General features: G+C 52.6%; 17 protein-coding genes and 1 other RNA gene. 17 read left to right on the forward strand and 1 reads right to left on the reverse strand.

Features of this window, described 5'->3' with window-relative positions; genetic code table 11:
- Positions 1-9: 9 nt before the first annotated feature.
- From D3P08_RS07735 to rnpB, 17 genes are all read left to right on the forward strand, one after another.
- Positions 10-2,256 (forward strand): HD family phosphohydrolase, encoded by a 2,247-nt coding sequence (locus tag D3P08_RS07735; RefSeq protein WP_119598917.1) that lies wholly within the window; start codon positions 10-12, stop codon positions 2,254-2,256.
- 1 nt (position 2,257) lies between these two features.
- Positions 2,258-2,755 carry an rRNA maturation RNase YbeY gene (gene ybeY / locus D3P08_RS07740; RefSeq protein WP_119598918.1) on the forward strand — a complete coding sequence of 166 codons (498 nt, stop codon included), beginning with the start codon at positions 2,258-2,260 and terminating at the stop codon, positions 2,753-2,755.
- Positions 2,755-3,120, forward strand: a complete 366-nt coding sequence (locus D3P08_RS07745) for a diacylglycerol kinase family protein (protein ID WP_119598919.1) — start codon at positions 2,755-2,757, stop codon at positions 3,118-3,120. The genes ybeY and D3P08_RS07745 overlap by 1 nt, the downstream gene beginning before the upstream one ends.
- 13 nt (positions 3,121-3,133) lie before the next feature.
- Positions 3,134-3,589: a cytidine deaminase gene (gene cdd / locus D3P08_RS07750; protein WP_338068709.1), complete on the forward strand. Its 456-nt coding sequence runs from the start codon at positions 3,134-3,136 to the stop codon at positions 3,587-3,589.
- Positions 3,590-3,600: 11 nt separating this feature from the next.
- Entirely contained in the window at positions 3,601-4,518 is a 918-nt protein-coding gene (era, locus tag D3P08_RS07755) for a GTPase Era (protein WP_119598986.1), read from the forward strand.
- Between the two features lie 140 nt (positions 4,519-4,658).
- A complete protein-coding gene (locus D3P08_RS07760; protein ID WP_119598921.1) occupies positions 4,659-4,811 on the forward strand; it encodes a YqzL family protein in 153 nt (50 codons plus the stop codon).
- Positions 4,812-4,844: 33 nt separating this feature from the next.
- Positions 4,845-5,588: a DNA repair protein RecO gene (recO, locus tag D3P08_RS07765; protein ID WP_119598922.1), complete on the forward strand. Its 744-nt coding sequence runs from the start codon at positions 4,845-4,847 to the stop codon at positions 5,586-5,588.
- A gap of 342 nt (positions 5,589-5,930) precedes the next feature.
- Complete coding sequence (glyQ, locus tag D3P08_RS07770) at positions 5,931-6,818, forward strand: glycine--tRNA ligase subunit alpha (RefSeq protein WP_119598923.1); 888 nt, start codon at positions 5,931-5,933, stop codon at positions 6,816-6,818.
- A complete protein-coding gene (glyS, locus tag D3P08_RS07775) occupies positions 6,811-8,892 on the forward strand; it encodes a glycine--tRNA ligase subunit beta (RefSeq protein ID WP_119598924.1) in 2,082 nt (693 codons plus the stop codon). Before glyQ ends, glyS begins: the two co-directional genes overlap by 8 nt.
- A 43-nt stretch (positions 8,893-8,935) precedes the next feature.
- Positions 8,936-9,757 (forward strand): pyruvate, water dikinase regulatory protein, encoded by an 822-nt coding sequence (locus tag D3P08_RS07780; RefSeq protein WP_420819021.1) that lies wholly within the window; start codon positions 8,936-8,938, stop codon positions 9,755-9,757.
- 90 nt (positions 9,758-9,847) lie between these two features.
- A complete protein-coding gene (locus D3P08_RS07785) occupies positions 9,848-10,306 on the forward strand; it encodes a YaiI/YqxD family protein (RefSeq protein ID WP_206098932.1) in 459 nt (152 codons plus the stop codon).
- 63 nt (positions 10,307-10,369) lie between these two features.
- Positions 10,370-12,199, forward strand: a complete 1,830-nt coding sequence (dnaG, locus tag D3P08_RS07790; RefSeq protein ID WP_119598926.1) for a DNA primase — start codon at positions 10,370-10,372, stop codon at positions 12,197-12,199.
- 35 nt (positions 12,200-12,234) lie between these two features.
- On the forward strand, positions 12,235-13,365 hold the full coding sequence (gene rpoD / locus D3P08_RS07795; RefSeq protein ID WP_119598927.1) for an RNA polymerase sigma factor RpoD: 1,131 nt from the start codon (positions 12,235-12,237) through the stop codon (positions 13,363-13,365).
- A gap of 84 nt (positions 13,366-13,449) precedes the next feature.
- Positions 13,450-14,295 carry a hypothetical protein gene (locus D3P08_RS07800; RefSeq protein ID WP_119598928.1) on the forward strand — a complete coding sequence of 282 codons (846 nt, stop codon included), beginning with the start codon at positions 13,450-13,452 and terminating at the stop codon, positions 14,293-14,295.
- Positions 14,295-15,077 carry a tRNA (adenine(22)-N(1))-methyltransferase gene (locus D3P08_RS07805; RefSeq protein WP_119598929.1) on the forward strand — a complete coding sequence of 261 codons (783 nt, stop codon included), beginning with the start codon at positions 14,295-14,297 and terminating at the stop codon, positions 15,075-15,077. Before D3P08_RS07800 ends, D3P08_RS07805 begins: the two co-directional genes overlap by 1 nt.
- A complete protein-coding gene (locus tag D3P08_RS07810) occupies positions 15,044-16,165 on the forward strand; it encodes a Nif3-like dinuclear metal center hexameric protein (protein ID WP_119598930.1) in 1,122 nt (373 codons plus the stop codon). Before D3P08_RS07805 ends, D3P08_RS07810 begins: the two co-directional genes overlap by 34 nt.
- A gap of 101 nt (positions 16,166-16,266) precedes the next feature.
- Positions 16,267-16,679: RNase P RNA component class A (gene rnpB, locus D3P08_RS07815), an RNA gene on the forward strand.
- A gap of 78 nt (positions 16,680-16,757) precedes the next feature.
- Here rnpB and D3P08_RS07820 read toward each other — a convergent pair.
- On the reverse strand, positions 16,758-18,611 hold the full coding sequence (locus tag D3P08_RS07820; protein ID WP_119598931.1) for a S8 family peptidase: 1,854 nt from the start codon (positions 18,609-18,611) through the stop codon (positions 16,758-16,760).
- Positions 18,612-18,739: the final 128 nt, after the last annotated feature.

Raw genomic sequence — 18,739 nt, forward strand, 5'->3', positions numbered from 1 at the left:
GATTGCCGCATGAACCAGAACGGAGCCAGCAAACAGGGAAGCGCTAAACCGGCCGCAAAGCAGGGTTGGAGGCAGAGTCCCGCCGCCAGATGGTTGCTCATGGTCTTGTTCGTGCTGCTTTTTTACTTTAGTCTAGCGCCGCATGTGATTCCGGAAACGTACGATATATCCGAAGGGTCCATCAGCGAAAAAGATATTAAGGCGCCGTTTCAGATCCGCGACGAAAAAGCGACCCGGCAGGCCGAAGAAAAAGCGGCCAGCCAGGTTGAAGATATTTATAACATTGTGTTCCTCAAAAACGATGCGCTGGTAGAGCAGATCCTGTACCGGATCGAACAGCTCAATATGGATGATCAAGTCACAAAGGAAGATAAGATCGAAATCTACCGCACCGAAATTCCTCGCCGCTATGTGGATTATATCGATCAATTCGTAAAGGCGAATAAAGGGGATGGCACCTACAACGATACGCTGCTCGATGAGATGGCGTCGGTTGCGAAGGAGCAGCAGTATACCATTCCGGAAGAAACATTCTACAAGATGCCTCAGCTCACCACGGAGCAGCTGCAGGAAATGCGGCAGGTTGCGCGGGAAATCGTGCGAAAGCTGACCACGGAGCAGCTGAGGGAAGCGGATACGGCGCGGACGCAAGTTGCCGAGCTGGTCAACGCGAGCTCGATCTCGAACCGGACGGCGAGAGAGATTGTGCAGGAGCTTGCGCGGTTCGCCATTATGCCGAACAAATTCCTGGACCAGGAAGCGACGGAAGAGGCTAGAGTGCTGGCGAAGCAAAATACGACGCCGGTCGTGTTCAACGAAGGAGACGTTATCGTCAAACGAGGCGAGACGATTACGCCGGATTTGTACAAGCTGTTGTCCGACTCCAATCTTTTGCAGGACAAGAAGCATTATTGGCCGCAAGCCGGCTTACTGATCCTCTCCCTGATGTTTGTCGTCGTCCTCTACGCTTATTTGCAACAATCAGGCGGGATCGGCGGACATAAGCCGAAATACGGAAACGCTCAGCTGCTGATGCTATGGCTCATCTTTTTTATTAATATCATCATCATTCAGATCACGGCATTAACGCAGACCGATACGGCGCAATACGCGGGCTACTTAGTGCCGGCCGCTCTGGGAACGATGCTGATCACGCTTCTGCTGGATCTTCATTTGGCTATCATCAGCTCTTTTATTTTTTCGATTATGGGCAGCGTTATCCTTAACACGGCTTCCAATCAGTTGTTTGATTTCAAGTTCGGATTTTTCATTATCGTCGTTTCGCTGGCTTCCGTTTTCTCGATCCACCGGGCAAGCCAGCGCTCTACGATTTTGAAAGCGGGCATTATGGTCAGCTTGTTCGGTTCTCTATCGGTAATCGCCGTGCTCATGCTGACCGAGCAATTGGAACGTATGCCTTTCATCTATTCGGTCGCATTCGCCTTTGCCAGCGGCCTGCTGACCGCGGTGCTTGTTATCGGACTCATGCCGTTTTTTGAAGTGACCTTCGGCATATTGTCCGCTCTTAAGCTGGTGGAGCTGTCGAATCCGAATCACCCGCTCCTGCGGAAGCTGCTCACCGAAACGCCCGGCACTTACCATCACAGCGTCATGGTCGGCAATTTGTCCGAAGCGGCGGCGGAGGCGATCGGCGCGGACGGCTTGTTATGCCGCGTCGGCTCGTTCTACCATGATATCGGCAAGACGAAGCGTCCGAATTATTTTATCGAGAATCAGTCGAATGTCGAAAATCCGCATGATACGATTGATCCGAAGCTTAGCAAATCGATTATCGTCGCGCATGCAAGCGACGGTGTCGAGATGTTGAAGGCGCATAATATTCCGAAGCAGATTCGAGATATTGCCGAGCAGCATCATGGGACAACATCGCTGAAGTACTTTTATCACAAAGCGTTGAAGCAAGCGGAGGAGCAAGGTGTGGAGCCTGCGTTTACGGAAGACGATTTCCGGTACCCTGGGCCGAAGGCGCAGTCGAAGGAAGCCGCGGTCGTCGGCATTGCGGATTGCGTGGAAGCGGCGGTTCGCAGCTTGCGCAACCCGACCGTCGAGCAAGTTGAAGCGATGATCCACAAAATCATTAAAAGCCGCCTCGACGACAATCAATATAACGAATGTGACTTGACATTAAAGGAATTGGATAAGGTAGCCCAATCGCTGAAGGAAAGCGTAATCGGCATATTCCATTCCCGCATTGAATATCCGGATGATGTGAAGACGAAGGAGCGTACGAATTAGCATGAGCTTGCAACTGGACTACAGCAATGAACAGAATAAGGTGGATATTCCGGACGCTTGGATAGACAAGCTGTCCGAGCTGCTTAAGCTGGCAGGAGAAGCGGAAGGGCTGACGGATGGCGAAGTGACGTTAACCTTCGTGGACGACGAGGAGATCCATGAGCTTAACCGGGAGTACCGCGGCATTGACCGCCCAACCGATGTGCTCTCCTTCGCGATGCAGGACGAAGGCACCGAAGAGCTGGACATCATTTTCGAGGTGGAGAGCGAGGATGAAGCCGATCCGATATCGGGTATGCTCGGCGACATTATCATTTCGGCCGAACGGGCGCTGGCGCAAAGCGAAGAGTATGGCCATTCGCTGGAGAGGGAGATCGGATTTTTGTTCGTCCACGGTTTTCTCCATTTGATCGGCTACGATCATCAGGACGAGGAGTCGGAAGCGGTGATGACCGCCAAGCAGGAAGCGGTGCTGCAGAAAGCGGGATTGACTCGCTGATGCGGAAATATGTGCGTAGCGCGATGTATGCCCTTGAAGGAATCGCGTTTGCGGTCAAAACGCAGCGGAACTTCCGCTTCCACTGCTTCGCGGCTATTATCGTCGCGGCATTAGGCATCTGGCTGTCGATCAGCCCTGCGCAGTGGTGCTTGATCATTTTGTCGATCGGGATCGTGATGAGCGCGGAGCTCGTCAATACGGCGATTGAGCAGGCGGTAAATCTCGCGAGTCCGGATGTTCATCCGATTGCTAAGGCCGCCAAAGATACGGCTGCGGCCGCCGTGACCGTGGCGGCGCTTGCCGCAGCGGGGATTGGATGTATCGTATTTGGGCCGCCGCTTTGGCGGCTGTTGTTCGCTTCATAGCGAAAGCTTGTTACTGGAAGGAGAATTTCATTTGGAGTACATAGGATTATCGGATCAATACGTTTCTTTAATGCGCGCCGCGGAAGTAGCTATGCGGCGCGCTTATGTGCCTTATTCTGGCTTTCAGGTCGGTGCGGCGCTGCTGGATAAAGATGGGCATATTCATTACGGGTGCAATGTAGAGAATGCCGCATACGGCCCGACGAATTGCGCGGAACGGACCGCCTTGTTCAGAGCGATAGCCGATGGTCATCCCGCCGGCGAGTTTCAGGCGGTCGCCGTCATTGGAGACACGGATGGTCCGATCTCGCCATGCGGTATTTGCCGGCAAGTTATGGTGGAGCTTTGCGGGCCGGATATGCCGGTTGTGATGGGCAACCTAAAGGGAAATTGGACGATTATGACGGTATCGGAGCTGCTGCCAGGCGCTTTTACGCCATCGTCGCTTAATAAGGAGGAACAGGCTTAATCATGAGCAGCATGAATCATAACGGCAGCGATAAGCCGAAGGCGTTCCGGTCCGGATTCGTTGCCATTATCGGCAGGCCGAATGTAGGCAAGTCGACGCTGATGAACCATCTGATCGGGCAAAAAATCGCCATTATGTCGGATAAACCGCAAACGACCCGCAACAAAATCCACGGCGTCTATACAACGGAAGATACGCAAATCGTATTTCTGGATACGCCGGGTATTCATAAGCCGCAATCCAAGCTGGGCAATTACATGATGCAAACGGCGGAAAGCGCACTTAAAGAGGTGGAGGCCGCTCTGTTCCTAGTCGACGTATCGGAAGGGATCGGCGGGGGCGACCGTTATATAATCGAGCAGCTGAAAAAGGTGAAAACGCCTGTTTTTCTTGTCATGAACAAAATCGATAAAGTGACGCCGGAGCAGCTGCTGCCGATGATTACGCAATATAACGAGCTATATCCGTTCGCCGAGATCGTGCCGATATCCGCATTGAACGGCAATAATGTGTCGACGCTTCTGGAGCAGCTGACCCGCTATCTTCCGGAAGGGCCGCAATATTATCCGGCGGATCAAGTGACCGACCATCCGGAGCAATTTGTCGTCGCGGAGCTTATTCGGGAAAAAATTCTTCATATGGCACGCGAGGAGATCCCGCATTCTATAGCGGTCGCCATTGAGGATATGCGCGTGCAGGAGAACGGCGTCGTTTACATTGGAGCTGTTATTTTTGTGGAACGCGATTCGCAGAAGGGCATTATTATCGGGAAACGCGGCGAGTTTCTGAAAGAAGTCGGCAAGCAGGCAAGAAGAGATATTGAAGCGCTGCTCGGCTCTAGAACGTTCCTCGAGCTGTGGGTAAAGGTAAAAAAGGATTGGCGCAACCAAGATCGTATTTTGAAGGATCTAGGCTTCCGCCACGACTAGTCCACTCAGCCTTGAACATATGTAAAGCGTATTATTCTATCCGGCAACAATAGAAGTTTTTCCATGGATACTTTCTTGTCTTCTTCGCATCCTAAGACTGTCTGGAGCAACATTTCCGAGGCGGAAAGGGATGAATACGAATGCGAGATTTTTCGTGGAAGTATTTTACGTTGACCGGGGATGTCGAATCTTTCATGCTGTATAAGGAAATGGATCGGTACAAATCGTCCGAACATCCCGACGATTCGATCGGGTATGACGATGAACTTGCGGCATTAGACGATCAAGATTAGGAATGGGCTTTTTTTCATGGGGGAGACGCCGATATGCTTTATCGCGTAGAAGGAATCGTAATCCGCAGCATGGATTATGGGGAAAGCAACAAAATTGTGACGCTCCTTACGAAAACAAACGGAAAAGCGGGCGTGCTGATCCGCGGCGCCAAAAAGGTAAAAAGCAGGCATTCGTCGCTGGCGCAGCCGTTCACGTATGGAGAATACCAATATTTTCGAAGCTCCGGCCTAGGGACCCTTAATCATGGTGAGATTATTGAATCTCACCATGATTTGCGTATGCACCTGGATCTATCCGCCTACGCTTCTTATGCTGCCGAGCTGACGGACAGAACGCTGCAGGAGGAAGAGCCAAGCGGCTTCTATTTTGAGCAGTTAAAGGCATGCTTGTCTGCTCTGGGCGAAGGCAAAGACCCTCAAATTGTGACGAATCTGTACGAGATGCGGGTACTGGATCTCGCCGGTTATGCGCCGGAGCTTGAGGAATGCGTATCATGCGGCAATCGGGTAGGTCCGTTCAAGCTGTCCGCGCATGCAGGCGGCATCTTATGCACGAGATGCGGCAGCCGCGATCCCTCTGCTTCCCAGTTGACCGAAGGCGCCTATAAGCTGCTGCGGCTGTTTAAAGGAATGGATATGCGGAGGCTTGGATCGATCGCCGTTAAGCCTGAGACGAAGGCTGAGCTTAAGCTACATATGAGAGCGCTGATGGATGCGCAGCTCGGGCTGCATTTGAAATCGCGAAATTTTCTCGATCAGCTGGATAAATTGGTTTGACTTTTGGATGGGTTAAGCATACAATATAAAATTATGAATATTGGACAATGATGGAGAAAGTAGCATGACATGTCGACGGACGCAGCGAATCGGGGGGAGTGGAAGCCCGGTGGGACAGTCAATGCGAAAGGCGCTCCGGAGTCCAGTCCTAACAAAGCGGATTATCCTTATGAGCTTTTGACGATTTTTAAGGGTAATCAAGTAGGGTGGAACCGCGGGAATATCAACTCTCGTCCCTACGTCTGAGGAGCAGACGTAGAGGCGGGAGTTTTTTGTCATGCCATGCCGATACAACCATGCTCTTAATCTTAAACGATTAAATAAAAGAAGGAGTCGAGCAGAATGAATTTTCAAGGAATGATTTTGACGCTGCAGCAGTTTTGGGCGGAACAGAATTGCATTCTGGTTCAGCCTTATGATGTAGAGAAAGGAGCGGGAACGATGAATCCGATGACGTTCCTGCGTTCGATCGGCCCGGAGCCGTGGAACGTAGCTTACGTCGAGCCTTCCCGCCGTCCCGCGGACGGCCGTTACGGCGAAAATCCGAACCGTCTCTATCAGCATCATCAATTTCAGGTTATTCTTAAGCCTTCCCCGGACAACATTCAAGAGCTGTACTTGGAGAGCCTGAAGCGTCTTGGGATTGACGCGAAGGATCACGATATCCGTTTTGTAGAGGACAACTGGGAATCGCCGACGCTGGGCGCTTGGGGACTCGGCTGGGAAGTTTGGCTGGACGGCATGGAAATTACGCAGTTTACGTATTTCCAACAGGTTGGCGGTATCGACGCGAATCCGGTTGCGGTTGAGATCACGTATGGAATGGAGCGTCTTGCTTCTTACATCCAACAGAAGGAAAACGTGTTTGATCTGGAGTGGGTCGACGGCGTAACCTATGGCGATGTGTTCCTGCAGCCGGAATACGAGCATTCGAAATATACATTCGAAACATCGGATACGGCGATGCTGTTCTCCTTGTTCAATATGTACGAGGAAGAAGCGAAAAAAACGATGGAGCAGCACCTGGTGTTCCCGGCTTACGACTATGTGCTGAAATGCTCCCATACATTCAACCTGCTTGACGCTCGCGGAGCGATCAGCGTGACCGAAAGAACGGGCTATATTACACGGGTAAGAAACTTGGCTCGCGAGTGCGCGGCAACTTATTTGGCGGAGCGCGAGCGTCTCGGATTCCCGTTGCTGAAGAAAGGAGTGAAGCAGCATGGCTAAAGACTTGTTGCTGGAGATCGGTCTGGAAGAAGTGCCGGCGCGTTTCGTTCGGGGCGCGATGAATCAATTGAAGGAAAAGATGGAAAAGTGGCTTGCGGAATCCCGTATTGAGCATGGCGACGTGGAGGCGTTTGCCACGCCTAGAAGGCTGGCGGTTCTTGTTCGCGACGTTGCGGAGAAGCAATCCGACAGTAATGAAGAAGCAAAGGGGCCTTCCCGTAAAATCGCGCTGGATGAAGCAGGGAACTGGAGCAAAGCCGCACTTGGCTTCGCGCGCAGCCAAGGCGTAGATCCGGAGCAGCTATACTTCCAAGAGCTTGCCGGGGTTGAATATGTATACGCTCGGAAAAGCAGCCAAGGCGTAGAGACGGCGTCAATCCTCTCCGAAGGCTTGAGCCAAATGATCACTTCGATGTCGTTCCCGAAAAATATGCGCTGGGGGGGCTACGATCTTCGATTTGTACGGCCGATTCGTTGGCTGGTCGCTCTGTTTGGTCAAGAGGTTATTCCATTCGAAATTACGGGCGTGAAGACCGGCAACGTATCGCGCGGCCATCGGTTCTTGGGTGAAGACGCCGCCGTTCAAGCTCCGGCCGATTACAAAGAAGCACTTCGACAGCAGCATGTTATTGTGGATGTTGCCGAGCGTGAAGCGCTTATTTTGAAGCAGCTGGAAGAGCTGAAAGCCGAAAAGGGCTGGATTATCGCCATTAAGGAGGACTTGCTGGAGGAGGTTCTGTTCCTCGTCGAATATCCGAACGCGTTGTTCGGAACGTTCGATCCTTCCTTCTTGAATATTCCGCAGGAAGTGCTCATTACGTCGATGAGGGAGCATCAGCGCTACTTCCCGGTGTTGGACGAGAGCGGCAAGCTGCTGCCTTATTTCGTAACGGTCCGCAACGGCGACCGCAGGTCGATCGATTTGGTATCCAAAGGCAACGAGAAGGTGCTTCGAGCCAGATTGTCCGACGCTAAGTTTTTCTATGAAGAAGACCATAAGCTCACGATTGACCGCGCGCTCTCCAAGCTGGAGACGATCGTCTATCATGAGGAGCTTGGCACGGTTGCTGACAAAGTGCGCCGTATTACGTCCGTGGCGAACGCGATCGCAAACGCGCTGCATGTCGAACCGGAAGCGGCAGGGCATGCTGCGCGCGCGGCGGCTGTCTGCAAATTCGACCTCGTCTCGCAAATGGTCTATGAGTTCCCGGAATTGCAAGGCATTATGGGCGAAGACTATGCCCGCAAGCTTGGAGAAAGCGAGCAGGTTGCCAAAGCGATTAACGAGCACTATCAGCCAAGATTTTCCGGCGACGCCGTACCGTCCGAGCTTACGGGCGCGATTGTCAGCTTAGCGGATAAAATCGATACGATCGTAGGCTGCTTCTCCATCGGCATTGTGCCGACAGGCTCGCAGGATCCATACGCATTGCGCCGTCAAGCGGCGGGCATTGTGCAAATATTGCTGGCATTCGACTTCAAGCTTCAGCTCAGCGAACTGTACGATATTGCGCTTCAGGTGCATGAAGCTAGAGGCTTGAAACGTCCTGCCGACGAAATCCGTAAAGAATTGAACGATTTCTTCTCGCTGCGGGTTAAAAACTGGCTGTCTGAGCAAGGCTACCGCTATGATGTTGTAGACGCCGTAATGGCTGCAGGCATCAACGATCTCGTTCAAACGGCGAATCGCGCTTCCGCAGTCGCCGCGCTTACGACCGACGAAGCGAAGGCGGAGTTTAAGCTTGTTGTCGAGCAGTTTAACCGGGTGAGCAATCTGGCTTCGAAAGCGACCAGCCGAGCGGTGGATGCCGGATTGTTCGCTGAAGAGGTGGAAGGCAAATTGTATGACGCCTGGAACAATCAGCGGGAGACATTCGCGAAAGCGATAGAGAGCCGCGACGTCTCGGCTGCGCTTGCATCGCTGTCCGGCCTAAAGCCGGCGATCCAGGCGTACTTCGATAACGTGATGGTTATGGCGGAGGATGAAAAGGTTCGCGCTAACCGTCTGGCGACATTGTATGCGATTGCGAGCGATATCGCCCAAGTCGCCGATTTTTCGAAGCTGGTTTGGTAAGAGGCCCTATCTCTTGTAATGAGCCTAAGAAAGGATGATGGAGATGACGTTAGAAAGCGTAAAACCGGAAGTCATCGTATATGTCGTATCCGACGCAGCCGGCGACACCGGAGAAATAGTCGTTCGAGCGGCCATCGCGCAGTTTCATCCTATTCATACGGAAATCAGGAGAGCGCCTTTTGTTACGGATGAAGCGGCTTTAACACGGATAACGGAGCTGGCGAAGCTGTCCGGAGCGATAGTTCTCTATACGCTTGTCATGCCGGAGCTCCGCGAAGCGATGAGGAGATTGACCGAGGAGAACGGGATCTCCTCCGTCGATTTGCTGGGGCCGTTCATCGAAACGCTGGAGAGACGAACAGGCAGGAAATCGCGTCAGGAGCCTGGTCTTAATCACGTGCTCGACGCGGACTATTTCCGCAAGGTGGAAGCGGTGGAGTTTGCCGTAAAATACGACGACGCGCGTGACCCGTCCGGCGTTCTGAAAGCGGATATCGTGCTCGTCGGCGTATCCAGGACTTCGAAAACGCCGTTGTCGATGTACTTGGCCCATCAGAAATACAAAGTGGCGAACGTGCCGTTAGTGCCTGAGCTGAAGCCGCCGGATGAGCTGTTCAAGCTTCCGAAAAACAAAATTATCGGACTTACGATCAATACTTCTTATTTGAATGTTATTCGGAAGGAACGCTTGAAGGCGCTCGGCTTGCCTGATACTGCGGCTTACGCGACGACGGACCGGATCGAGAAGGAATTGAAATATGCGGCTGAGATCATGCAGAAGCTAGGCTGCGTGGTGATCGATGTATCCCATAAGGCGGTTGAAGAAACCGCGAGCCTAATTATGGAGTATATTCGGCAGCACTAGGCTGACGAGCAGGATTTTTTTGATCGGCTACCGTATATAATAGTAGGGCAATTCCACCAGAAACGGCGGTGATTCGCCATAAATAAATTGATGCCAACAATCGTCGTCGACGCGGACGCTTGTCCCGTCAAGTCGGAAATTGAAGAAACCGCCCTACAGTTTGGCGCTGATGTCTGCATGGTCGCTTCGTACGATCATCGGATGCAGCGGCGGGAAGGCATACAGGTTGTCCAGGTCGACCGGAGCAGCCAGTCCGTCGATTTGTATATCGTCAACCATATTGCTCCCGGTGATATTGTCGTCACGCAAGACTTTGGCTTAGCCTGTATGGCCCTTGGAAAAGGCGCCGTCGTTCTGTCGCCGAGAGGCGAGCAGTACACCGACGCCAATATCGACTATTTGATGGAACGCCGGCATGAAGGGGCAAGGCTGCGCCGAGGCGGCGGCCGGACAAAAGGGCCGAAAGCCATGACGGACGCCGATCGATTAACATTTCAACAAAAGTTGACAAAAGTTTTACGAATCGAGCAGGAGAAACATGACGTTTAGCGAATATTATTTACAGTCTGAACGACACATTCGTTTTCTTCTGCTGGATGAAGGTGATGGACGATGACATACGGTAAAATTCCGGATGAGGTCATTGATGCGGTACGCAAGCGTCATGACATCGTAGAGACGGTCGGGAAGTACGTTCACCTCACGAAGCAGGGCAAATATATGAAGGGGCTCTGTCCGTTTCATTCCGAGAAATCCCCTTCATTTACCGTCACGCCCGAGCTGCAAATCTTTCATTGTTACGGCTGCGGCAAAAGCGGCAATGTGATCCGGTTCGTTGAGGAAATGGAAGGATACTCCTTCCCAGAGGCGGTCCGGGTTCTGGCCGAGGAAGCGGGAATACCCGTTACTTGGGCGGCGGACGGCAACAAAGGGGGAGGGCAGGATCCTAACCGGCTGAAGCTGATTGAAGCGCATGAGCTTGCCATTAAATTTTATCATTACCTGCTAAACAACACGAAGCAGGGAAACGGGGCAAAGCAATATTTGCGCGAACGCGGGCTGTCAGACCGGCTGATCGATCATTTCATGATCGGGTATGCGCCGGAGGAATGGGATGTGCTGACCCGCTTTCTGACGGGCAGGGGATTCGATCCTGCGCTTATGGAGAAGGGCGGATTATTATCGGCCAAAAACGACGGCAGCGGCTATGTGGATCGGTTCCGCGGCAGAATCATGTTTCCTTTGTGGGATGCGAATGGAAAAGCGGCGGGCTTCGGCGGCCGAATTATTGGAGAGGGCTCCCCGAAATATTTGAATTCGCCGGAGACGATGCTTTTTACGAAGAGCAGAACCCTTTATAATCTGCACTTTGCCAAACCGGCCATACGTAAAAGAAAGCAAGTCGTATTATTCGAAGGCTACATGGACGTGATCAAATCCTGGAACGCCGGCGTCTTGAACGGCGTTGCGACAATGGGCACGGCGCTTACGGAGGAGCATTGCCAAATTCTCCGCAGGCATGCTGATGAGGTGCTGCTATGTTACGACGGCGACGACGCTGGACAAGCCGCCGCCTTCAAGTCCATTCCGATGCTGGAAGCGGCGGGCCTGCGGGTCATGATCGCCATGCTGCCGAAAGGCAAAGACCCCGATGAATATATAAACGAATACGGCCCGGAGGCTTATATGCGAGAAATTATGGACGAGCCCGTGTCGGTTACAAAATTTAAGCTTATATATTCAAGGAAAAACCATATACTGCTAAAAGAAGAAGGTCGAAAAAACTATCTGATGGAGGCAGTTAACATTGTGGCGGGTCTGGATTCGTCTACCGAGCGCGAGGTTTATTTGAAGGAGCTGTCCCGCGAATTTGATATTTCGCTTGACGCCCTGAAGCAGGATTGCCATAACATCCGGATGGAGCTCCAAAAAAAGAAGCCGCAAGGGGATAATAACGACAATTCGTGGAATAATGGTAGGAATGAAAAGCGCCGTACGTCCGGAGCGCCGAAGCTACTGCCGGCATATACGTACGCGGAGCGGAGATTGCTGCATGTTATGATGCGGGATCGCGAGATTGCGGAGGCCGTTCATGAACGGATCGGCGATTCGTTTAACGTAGAAGATCACGCGGCGATTGCTGCTTATTTGTACGCCTACTATGCTGCTGGTTATGAACCGGATGCCGCCAGGTTCATTGAAACGCTGAATGACAGCCGCCTGGAGGAGACGGCCTCTTCCATCCTGCTTATGGACAGCGATTTTCCTTTTGATGAGACCGTGCTCGATGCTTATGTCGAGACGATTCTTAAGGTACCGCAGCTTCGCGAAATCGAGAGCAAGAAGGAAGAAATGATGCGTGCTGAGCGCGCGGGCGACGCATTGAAGGCAGCGCGTTTAGGTCTTGAGATTATAACCCTAGAGAGACAGCTGAAACATTGACTTCATGATGGATTCTAGGGAGGAGGGAGTCGGAAATGGCGAACGATCAACATACAGAACTAGATACAGAACAAAAGCTGGATCAAGTCAAAGACCAGCTCATCGAGCAAGGCAAAAAGAGATCCTCCTTAACGTATAAAGAAATCATGGAGAAACTATCCCCCTTTGATCAAGATCCGGAGCAGATTGACGAATTTTTCGAGCAGCTGGATGATTTGGGGATTGAGGTTTTGAACGAGAACGACGAGGATCATCCGCTGCGAGACTCGAACGATGACGCAGAGCGCGACGGGGACGACTTTAATTTTGATGATGACCTTGCACTGCCTCCCGGCATCAAAATTAACGATCCGGTTCGGATGTACTTAAAGGAAATCGGCCGAGTGCCGCTCCTGTCTGCGGATGATGAGATCGAGCTTGCGATTCGAATTGAAAACGGCGATGAAGAAGCGAAGCGCAGATTGGCCGAAGCGAACCTGCGTTTGGTCGTCAGCATCGCAAAGCGTTATGTCGGAAGAGGCATGCTGTTCCTTGATCTTATTCAAGAAGGCAACATGGGTCTAATCAAAGCGGTGGAGAAGTTCGATCACCAGAAGGGCTTCAAATTCAGTACGTACGCGACGTGGTGGATCCGTCAAGCGATTACCCGCGCGATTGCGGACCAAGCGCGTACAATCCGGATTCCGGTCCATATGGTGGAGACGATTAATAAGCTCATTCGTGTATCCAGACAATTGCTTCAAGAGCTGGGGCGCGAACCTACGCCGGAGGAAATCGCGGTGGAGATGGAGCTGAGCACGGAGAAAGTCCGGGAGATCATGAAGATCGCGCAGGAGCCGGTGTCGCTCGAGACGCCGATTGGCGAAGAGGACGACTCGCATCTTGGCGATTTTATCGAGGATCAGGAGGCGTTAGCTCCTGCAGACGCCGCGGCTTACGAGCTGCTGAAGGAGCAGCTTGAGGATGTGCTTGACACGTTAACGGAACGGGAAGAGAACGTGCTTCGTCTTCGTTTCGGACTTGATGACGGGCGGACAAGAACGCTCGAGGAAGTCGGCAAAGTATTCGGCGTTACACGCGAAAGAATTAGGCAGATTGAGGCGAAAGCGCTTCGGAAGCTCCGTCACCCAAGCCGCAGCAAACGGTTAAAAGATTTTCTCGAATAGTCTGTTCACATTGACCTTACTGCTACTTGCAGCGAGGTCTTTTTTCCAATATGCGGTGGCCCTGTATGAAAGGATGTCGGGTGAATGAATCACGAACGCAGGCAAATGATTGTAAAAGAGATTGAATACTGGCGCAGGAGCAGGCTGCTGCCCGATCAATATTGCGACTTTCTGCTCAATTTGTACGCCGATCCGGATGACCCAAGCTATGCGAAGAAGTCAGATGCGCCTACCCATGCCGTAGGGAAAGCCATTGCGGCTGTTCAGAACGCGACTGGAAAGCAGTGGCTTCTTACATTTGGAACTTTTACCTTAATTTCGTTCGTTGTGCTTTATTTTAGCCGTTTTCACCCCGCATTGCAAATCGGGGTAGTTGCAGGTTCTGCCGCAGCTTTATTATGGATTGGCAAGCGAATAAGGGAGCGTAATGAGGCGATCGGATTATCGGCGACCGGCCTGGGGATGCTTATATTGCTGGGCGGGGGGCTGCATCTTTTAGAGCTCCATCAGCTGACGGACTGGGGCTGGAAGGCGGCACTGATCGCGTTCTCTGCCCTCTTTTGGATCGTATACGGGATTCTAGCGCGCATTCCCATTTTGCATTTATGCGGCTGGTTCACCGGGCTCCTCATGTATGGCTGGCTCCTGTCCCGGTTCACCTCTGACCCAGCCTGGTATGAAGTGCAGCTGTATTGGCTGCCGCTCGCGATTCTATTCGGATGGAGCAGCTGGTTTTTCCATCGGTGGACGAAGCCGGTATCCGCGATCTTGTTTTTAACCTGCGCGGTCGCCTGGTTTATGCCCGAGCTGTATTCAATCGTGATTTTAAAAGAAACGTCGTGGCTGCAATTGCAGCTGCTAACTAAAATTGCATTCGGTGGAGCTCTGCTCTTCTCGATGCGCAAGCAATGGATGGTGTGGGTTGCCTAATGATTAAATTATCAAAGCGTCTGCAGCGAATTGCAGACTACATAACGCCTAACAGCCGGATTGCGGATATCGGCTCGGACCATGCTTTGCTGCCCGTCTACTTGCTGCAATCCGGACGTTGTCCCTCCGCTATCGCCGGGGAGCTGAATGATGGACCGTATCAGGCAGCCCGCAGACAAGCGTCGGACGCTAATGTGACCGATCGGCTGCAAGTCCGGCAAGGCAACGGCCTGTCTGTTCTGAACGCGGGGGAGGCCGATACGGTAACGATAGCCGGCATGGGCGGCAGCCTGATCCGGGAAATTCTTGAAGCCGGACATGCGGCAGGAAAGCTGGAAGGCGTAAAGGAGCTCGTCCTTCAGCCTAATGTGGGGGAAGATGCGGTACGGCTGTGGCTGAGAGAGAAAGGCTGGTACTTAGCGGCGGAAGCCATCCTCGAAGAGGATGGGAAAATATACGAGGTGCTTCATGCCAAGCTAACGCCGGAAGCGGAATCGTTAAATAAAAAGCTGTACGACGGATCATTTTTGCCGGTCCCAAGAGAGCAGTCCATAAAGGAAGTATTATTGATTCGGATGGGGCCGCATTTGCTGCGCGAGCCGAACGAGACGCTGATTGAGAAGTGGAAGCTCGAAATTTCAAAGCTCGAGCGGATATGCAGACAGCTGGACGGCTCGGATTTGCCGGAATCGGCAGCCAAAAGGAATCAATTCCTGAACCAGATCCAATTCATACAGGAGGTGCTTCAATGCTTGCAAACGGTGCGACGATCGTCCAATTGATGGAGCAGCTGGCGCCCAAGCATTATGCCGTTGAAAACGATAAGATCGGCCTGCAGCTCGGCACGTTGAATAAGGAAGTCGCCAAAGCGCTAGTCGCTTTGGACGTCACCGATGAGGTGGTCAATGAAGCGATTGAGACCGGTGCCAATCTGATCATCGCTCATCATGCCATTATTTACAGGCCGCTCGCAAAGCTGGATACCTCAACCCCGGCTGGCAAGTTATATGAGAAGCTGATAAAAAACGATATCGCGGTCTACATTTCGCATACGAATCTGGATGTAGCGGACGGCGGCATTAACGATTGGCTTGCCGATCAAATCGGCATCGACAAGAAGGGCCGGGTATGCTTGGAGGAAATACATACCGACAAGCTGTATAAGCTGGTTGTTTTTGTGCCGGAGACTCATTACGAGCGCGTGCTTGAGGCCATATGGGCAACGGGGGCGGGCGAAATCGGCAACTACGACTGCTGCAGCTTCAATATTCGGGGAACAGGCACGTTCCGTCCTGGACCCGGAACAGACCCCTTCATCGGTAAGCAAGGGAAGCTGGAGAAAGCGGACGAAGTAAGGATCGAAACGATCGTGCCGCACAGCATTCATCGCAAAACGGTCGCGGCAATGCTTAAGGCGCATCCTTACGAGGAGGTCGCTTATGATCTATATCCCGTCGATTTAAAGGGCCGGGCATTCGGTTTAGGACGCTCCGGCAAGCTAACGCAGCCTGCTACCCTCGGCGAGCTGGCGGAGCGGCTGAAGACGGCCTTCGACGTCCCGATGCTGCGCGTCATCGGCCCGCTTGACCGCCCAATTCGGAAAGCGGCTGTGCTTGGAGGCTCAGGATCCCGCTATGTCCGTCACGCGATGTTTGCAGGGGCTGATGTCCTTGTGACCGGCGATATCGATTACCATACCGCACATGACGCGATAGCTGCGGGCATGACCATCATCGACGCCGGCCATAACATCGAGAAGGTGATGAAAACCAAGGTTGCGGAATGGCTGAACGAAAGGCTGAAGGAGATCAAATCGGACTCGGTCGCGGTGGCGTCCGCGCTGGAAACGGAGCCATTTACATTCGTTTAGCAGCCCTACAGGTTAGAGCGGCGGAAATCCGTTCCAGTAACGGCAACAGTTTCAGGGTTGAGCTTTCCGATAAAACCTTGTATACTTATTCGTGCAAACGGAAAGTTTGACAGACAATCGCTGGCAGCTTGCAAGCTGCGAGAGGAAAGTCCGGGCTCCACAGGGCAGGATGCTGGATAACGTCCAGTCAGCGCGAGCTGAAGGATAGTGCCACAGAAATGGACCGCCGATGGCCGTCAGCGTAGGCTGACGGATCAGGTAAGGATGGAACCGTGGTGTAAGAGACCACGAGGAGCGTGGGTGACTACGTTCCTGGTAAACCCCATCTGGAGCAAGACCGAGAGGACGCGGCAGCCTTCGAAGCTGCAGCCTTTGCCCGAGGCGCGTCCGGGTTGGTTGCTGGAGCCGTGCAGCAATGTACGGCCTAGATAGATGATTGTCGCTTCACAGTGGGAGGGTCGTTCCCGTTCGCACCACCAGAAGTACAGAACCCGGCTTATGGCAAGCTTTCCGAAACGGTCTTTTATGTATGTTCGCGAGATGAAATAGAGGGCGTCTATCATCCTTTGATGACAGACGCCCTCTTTGCGTTTTATTCAGACAGTCGATCCAGCTTGCGCTGCACCTGCTGCGGGTAGGTTTGAAGGGAGCCGCTGTAGCTGGTTGCGGCTTTTAAAGCCTGATCCACATCAATTTCCCCGTATCCAAAATATTTATCCTTGCCTTTTGCACCAAGATCCCGCGCAGTCACCCGCATAATTTCCATCACTTCTTCATTCGTCAGCTCCGGGTTGACCGAACGAATAAGGCCGGCTAGCGCCGCTACGTGAGGACTGGCCATCGAGGTGCCGGACAAAGCGGCATACTGGCTGCCAGGATAGGTGCTGGCGATGCTGTCGCCTGGCGCCGCAACGTCAATATAGTCGCCGTAGTTGGAGAACGATGCTTTTTCTTTGTTATTGTTCGTTGCGGCTACGGCGAATACTTCCGGATAAGCGGCGGGATACCCTGGCCGTTCCGTGTTGTCGTTGCCGCTCGCCGCGATGAGGACGACGTCGCGTTCATAAGCGTATTTGATGGCGTCATGAAGAAAATCCGCTTCCGCATAGTTGCCGAGGCTCATGTTAATAACCTTGGCTCCGTTATCCACCGCCCATATAATCCCTTGCGCGACCGCATAGGTGGAGCCTGCGCCGCTGCTGTCCAGCACCTTCACAGGCATAATTTTGTTAAACCAAGAAACGCCGGCTACACCTTCGCCGTTATTGACGGATGCCCCGATGATGCCCGACACATGCGTGCCGTGGCCGACATCATCTTCCGGCGCCGCTTCTTGATTGACAATGTTCATCCCTTTGAGCAGCTTTCCTTGCAGGTCAGGATGGTTCGTTTGTACGCCGGTATCCAGGACCGCGATAATAACGCCGTCGTCTCCTTTCGAAGTCGTCCAGCCCTTCTCGGTCTCAATCGAAGGGAGATTCCACTGATACTGGGAATACAACGCGTCATTCGGTACGATCGGATTCGCTTCGGTCGCCGCTTCGTTAGTGAGATACAAATAATGCGGCTCGGTATAACGCGTCTTCCAATTTTTCGTGAAGTACTGCTGCAATTGTTTCATTTCCTTCGAACGGGAGCGGAAAACATAGGTATCTCCGATTTTTTGAACGGATTCCGCATCGATCTCCTTCCGGATGCGGTTTAAGTCCGCTTCGGTTACATGCTGCTCCAAATGGACGACGATGTCACGGATATGATAATGGCTGGCATTCCCATTATCCTCGCCTGTACGAACAGTCGTATCCCGGTTTGTATTCGGCATGACGGATTCAATGCGGAATTTGCCTTCTGCAGGGTATGGAATTAACCGAAGGTTTTGCTTCTGGTGATGCTCGACTTTTTTGACGATATCTTGCTTGATGACCCCTACAACGCCGGAGCCCCTCTCCGTATCGCTCGGTACCCCAAGAACGATATACCGGCTGCCGTTATCGGCTTCGAATGGCGGAGACTCGTAATCCGTGCCGGTCGCGACGTGCATCGACGCCTCTTTCACGTACGACTCGGCTTCCTTCGTCTTCGTTTCCGGAAGCTTGCCTTCCCGCACCGACGTTCCGCCGGACAGCCAGTTGATATAGCCGATATGATCATGCTCTTTCATCAATGCGCGAATGGCCTCCTTCCCTCTAACCGAAGACTGGCCGCTTCGCAGCACATTGCGGAAATCCTTTTTTGTTTCCGCAGTCATAAGCATCGCCGTCGCGTTCATATCGTTCTGGAGCACGGTAAGCTTTTGCTTCTGTTCGGCTTGAACCGAAAAAGGAGCGGTTCTCGGCCGCGTCTCCTCCGTCTCGTTCCAATCCGGTGCAAATATTGGCGTTCGGGGTATGATCAACGCCGCGAGCGCGATAACGGTAAGAGCGGTAATCCATGTTGATTTTCGCATGCTGAATCCTCCAATAACTGATGATAGGGTGAAGGCATCTCTACATTAGATTCCGATGGACGGCAACAATTTATACGGCCATTTCGCGAATCACAGTACCGTTTCAATGGAATATGTGGTACGATGTT

Origin of the sequence: Paenibacillus nanensis (genome assembly GCF_003583765.1) — a bacterium.
Taxonomy (GTDB): domain Bacteria; phylum Bacillota; class Bacilli; order Paenibacillales; family Paenibacillaceae; genus Pristimantibacillus; species Pristimantibacillus nanensis.

Excerpts from the sequence above, each read along its gene's own strand:
- recO (WP_119598922.1), top strand. The coding sequence starts at position 4,845 with ATGCTTTATCGCGTAGAAGGAATCGTAATCCGCAGCATGGATTATGGG.
- rpoD (WP_119598927.1), top strand. The coding sequence starts at position 12,235 with ATGGCGAACGATCAACATACAGAACTAGATACAGAACAAAAGCTGGAT.
- D3P08_RS07800 (WP_119598928.1), top strand. The coding sequence starts at position 13,450 with ATGAATCACGAACGCAGGCAAATGATTGTAAAAGAGATTGAATACTGG.
- D3P08_RS07735 (WP_119598917.1), top strand. The coding sequence starts at position 10 with ATGAACCAGAACGGAGCCAGCAAACAGGGAAGCGCTAAACCGGCCGCA.
- D3P08_RS07760 (WP_119598921.1), top strand. The coding sequence starts at position 4,659 with ATGCGAGATTTTTCGTGGAAGTATTTTACGTTGACCGGGGATGTCGAA.
- D3P08_RS07810 (WP_119598930.1), top strand. The coding sequence starts at position 15,044 with ATGCTTGCAAACGGTGCGACGATCGTCCAATTGATGGAGCAGCTGGCG.
- D3P08_RS07780 (WP_420819021.1), top strand. The coding sequence starts at position 8,936 with ATGACGTTAGAAAGCGTAAAACCGGAAGTCATCGTATATGTCGTATCC.
- D3P08_RS07820 (WP_119598931.1), bottom strand. The coding sequence starts at position 18,611 with ATGCGAAAATCAACATGGATTACCGCTCTTACCGTTATCGCGCTCGCG.
- D3P08_RS07805 (WP_119598929.1), top strand. The coding sequence starts at position 14,295 with ATGATTAAATTATCAAAGCGTCTGCAGCGAATTGCAGACTACATAACG.
- ybeY (WP_119598918.1), top strand. The coding sequence starts at position 2,258 with ATGAGCTTGCAACTGGACTACAGCAATGAACAGAATAAGGTGGATATT.
- dnaG (WP_119598926.1), top strand. The coding sequence starts at position 10,370 with ATGACATACGGTAAAATTCCGGATGAGGTCATTGATGCGGTACGCAAG.
- D3P08_RS07785 (WP_206098932.1), top strand. The coding sequence starts at position 9,848 with ATGCCAACAATCGTCGTCGACGCGGACGCTTGTCCCGTCAAGTCGGAA.
- era (WP_119598986.1), top strand. The coding sequence starts at position 3,601 with ATGAATCATAACGGCAGCGATAAGCCGAAGGCGTTCCGGTCCGGATTC.
- glyQ (WP_119598923.1), top strand. The coding sequence starts at position 5,931 with ATGAATTTTCAAGGAATGATTTTGACGCTGCAGCAGTTTTGGGCGGAA.
- D3P08_RS07745 (WP_119598919.1), top strand. The coding sequence starts at position 2,755 with ATGCGGAAATATGTGCGTAGCGCGATGTATGCCCTTGAAGGAATCGCG.
- glyS (WP_119598924.1), top strand. The coding sequence starts at position 6,811 with ATGGCTAAAGACTTGTTGCTGGAGATCGGTCTGGAAGAAGTGCCGGCG.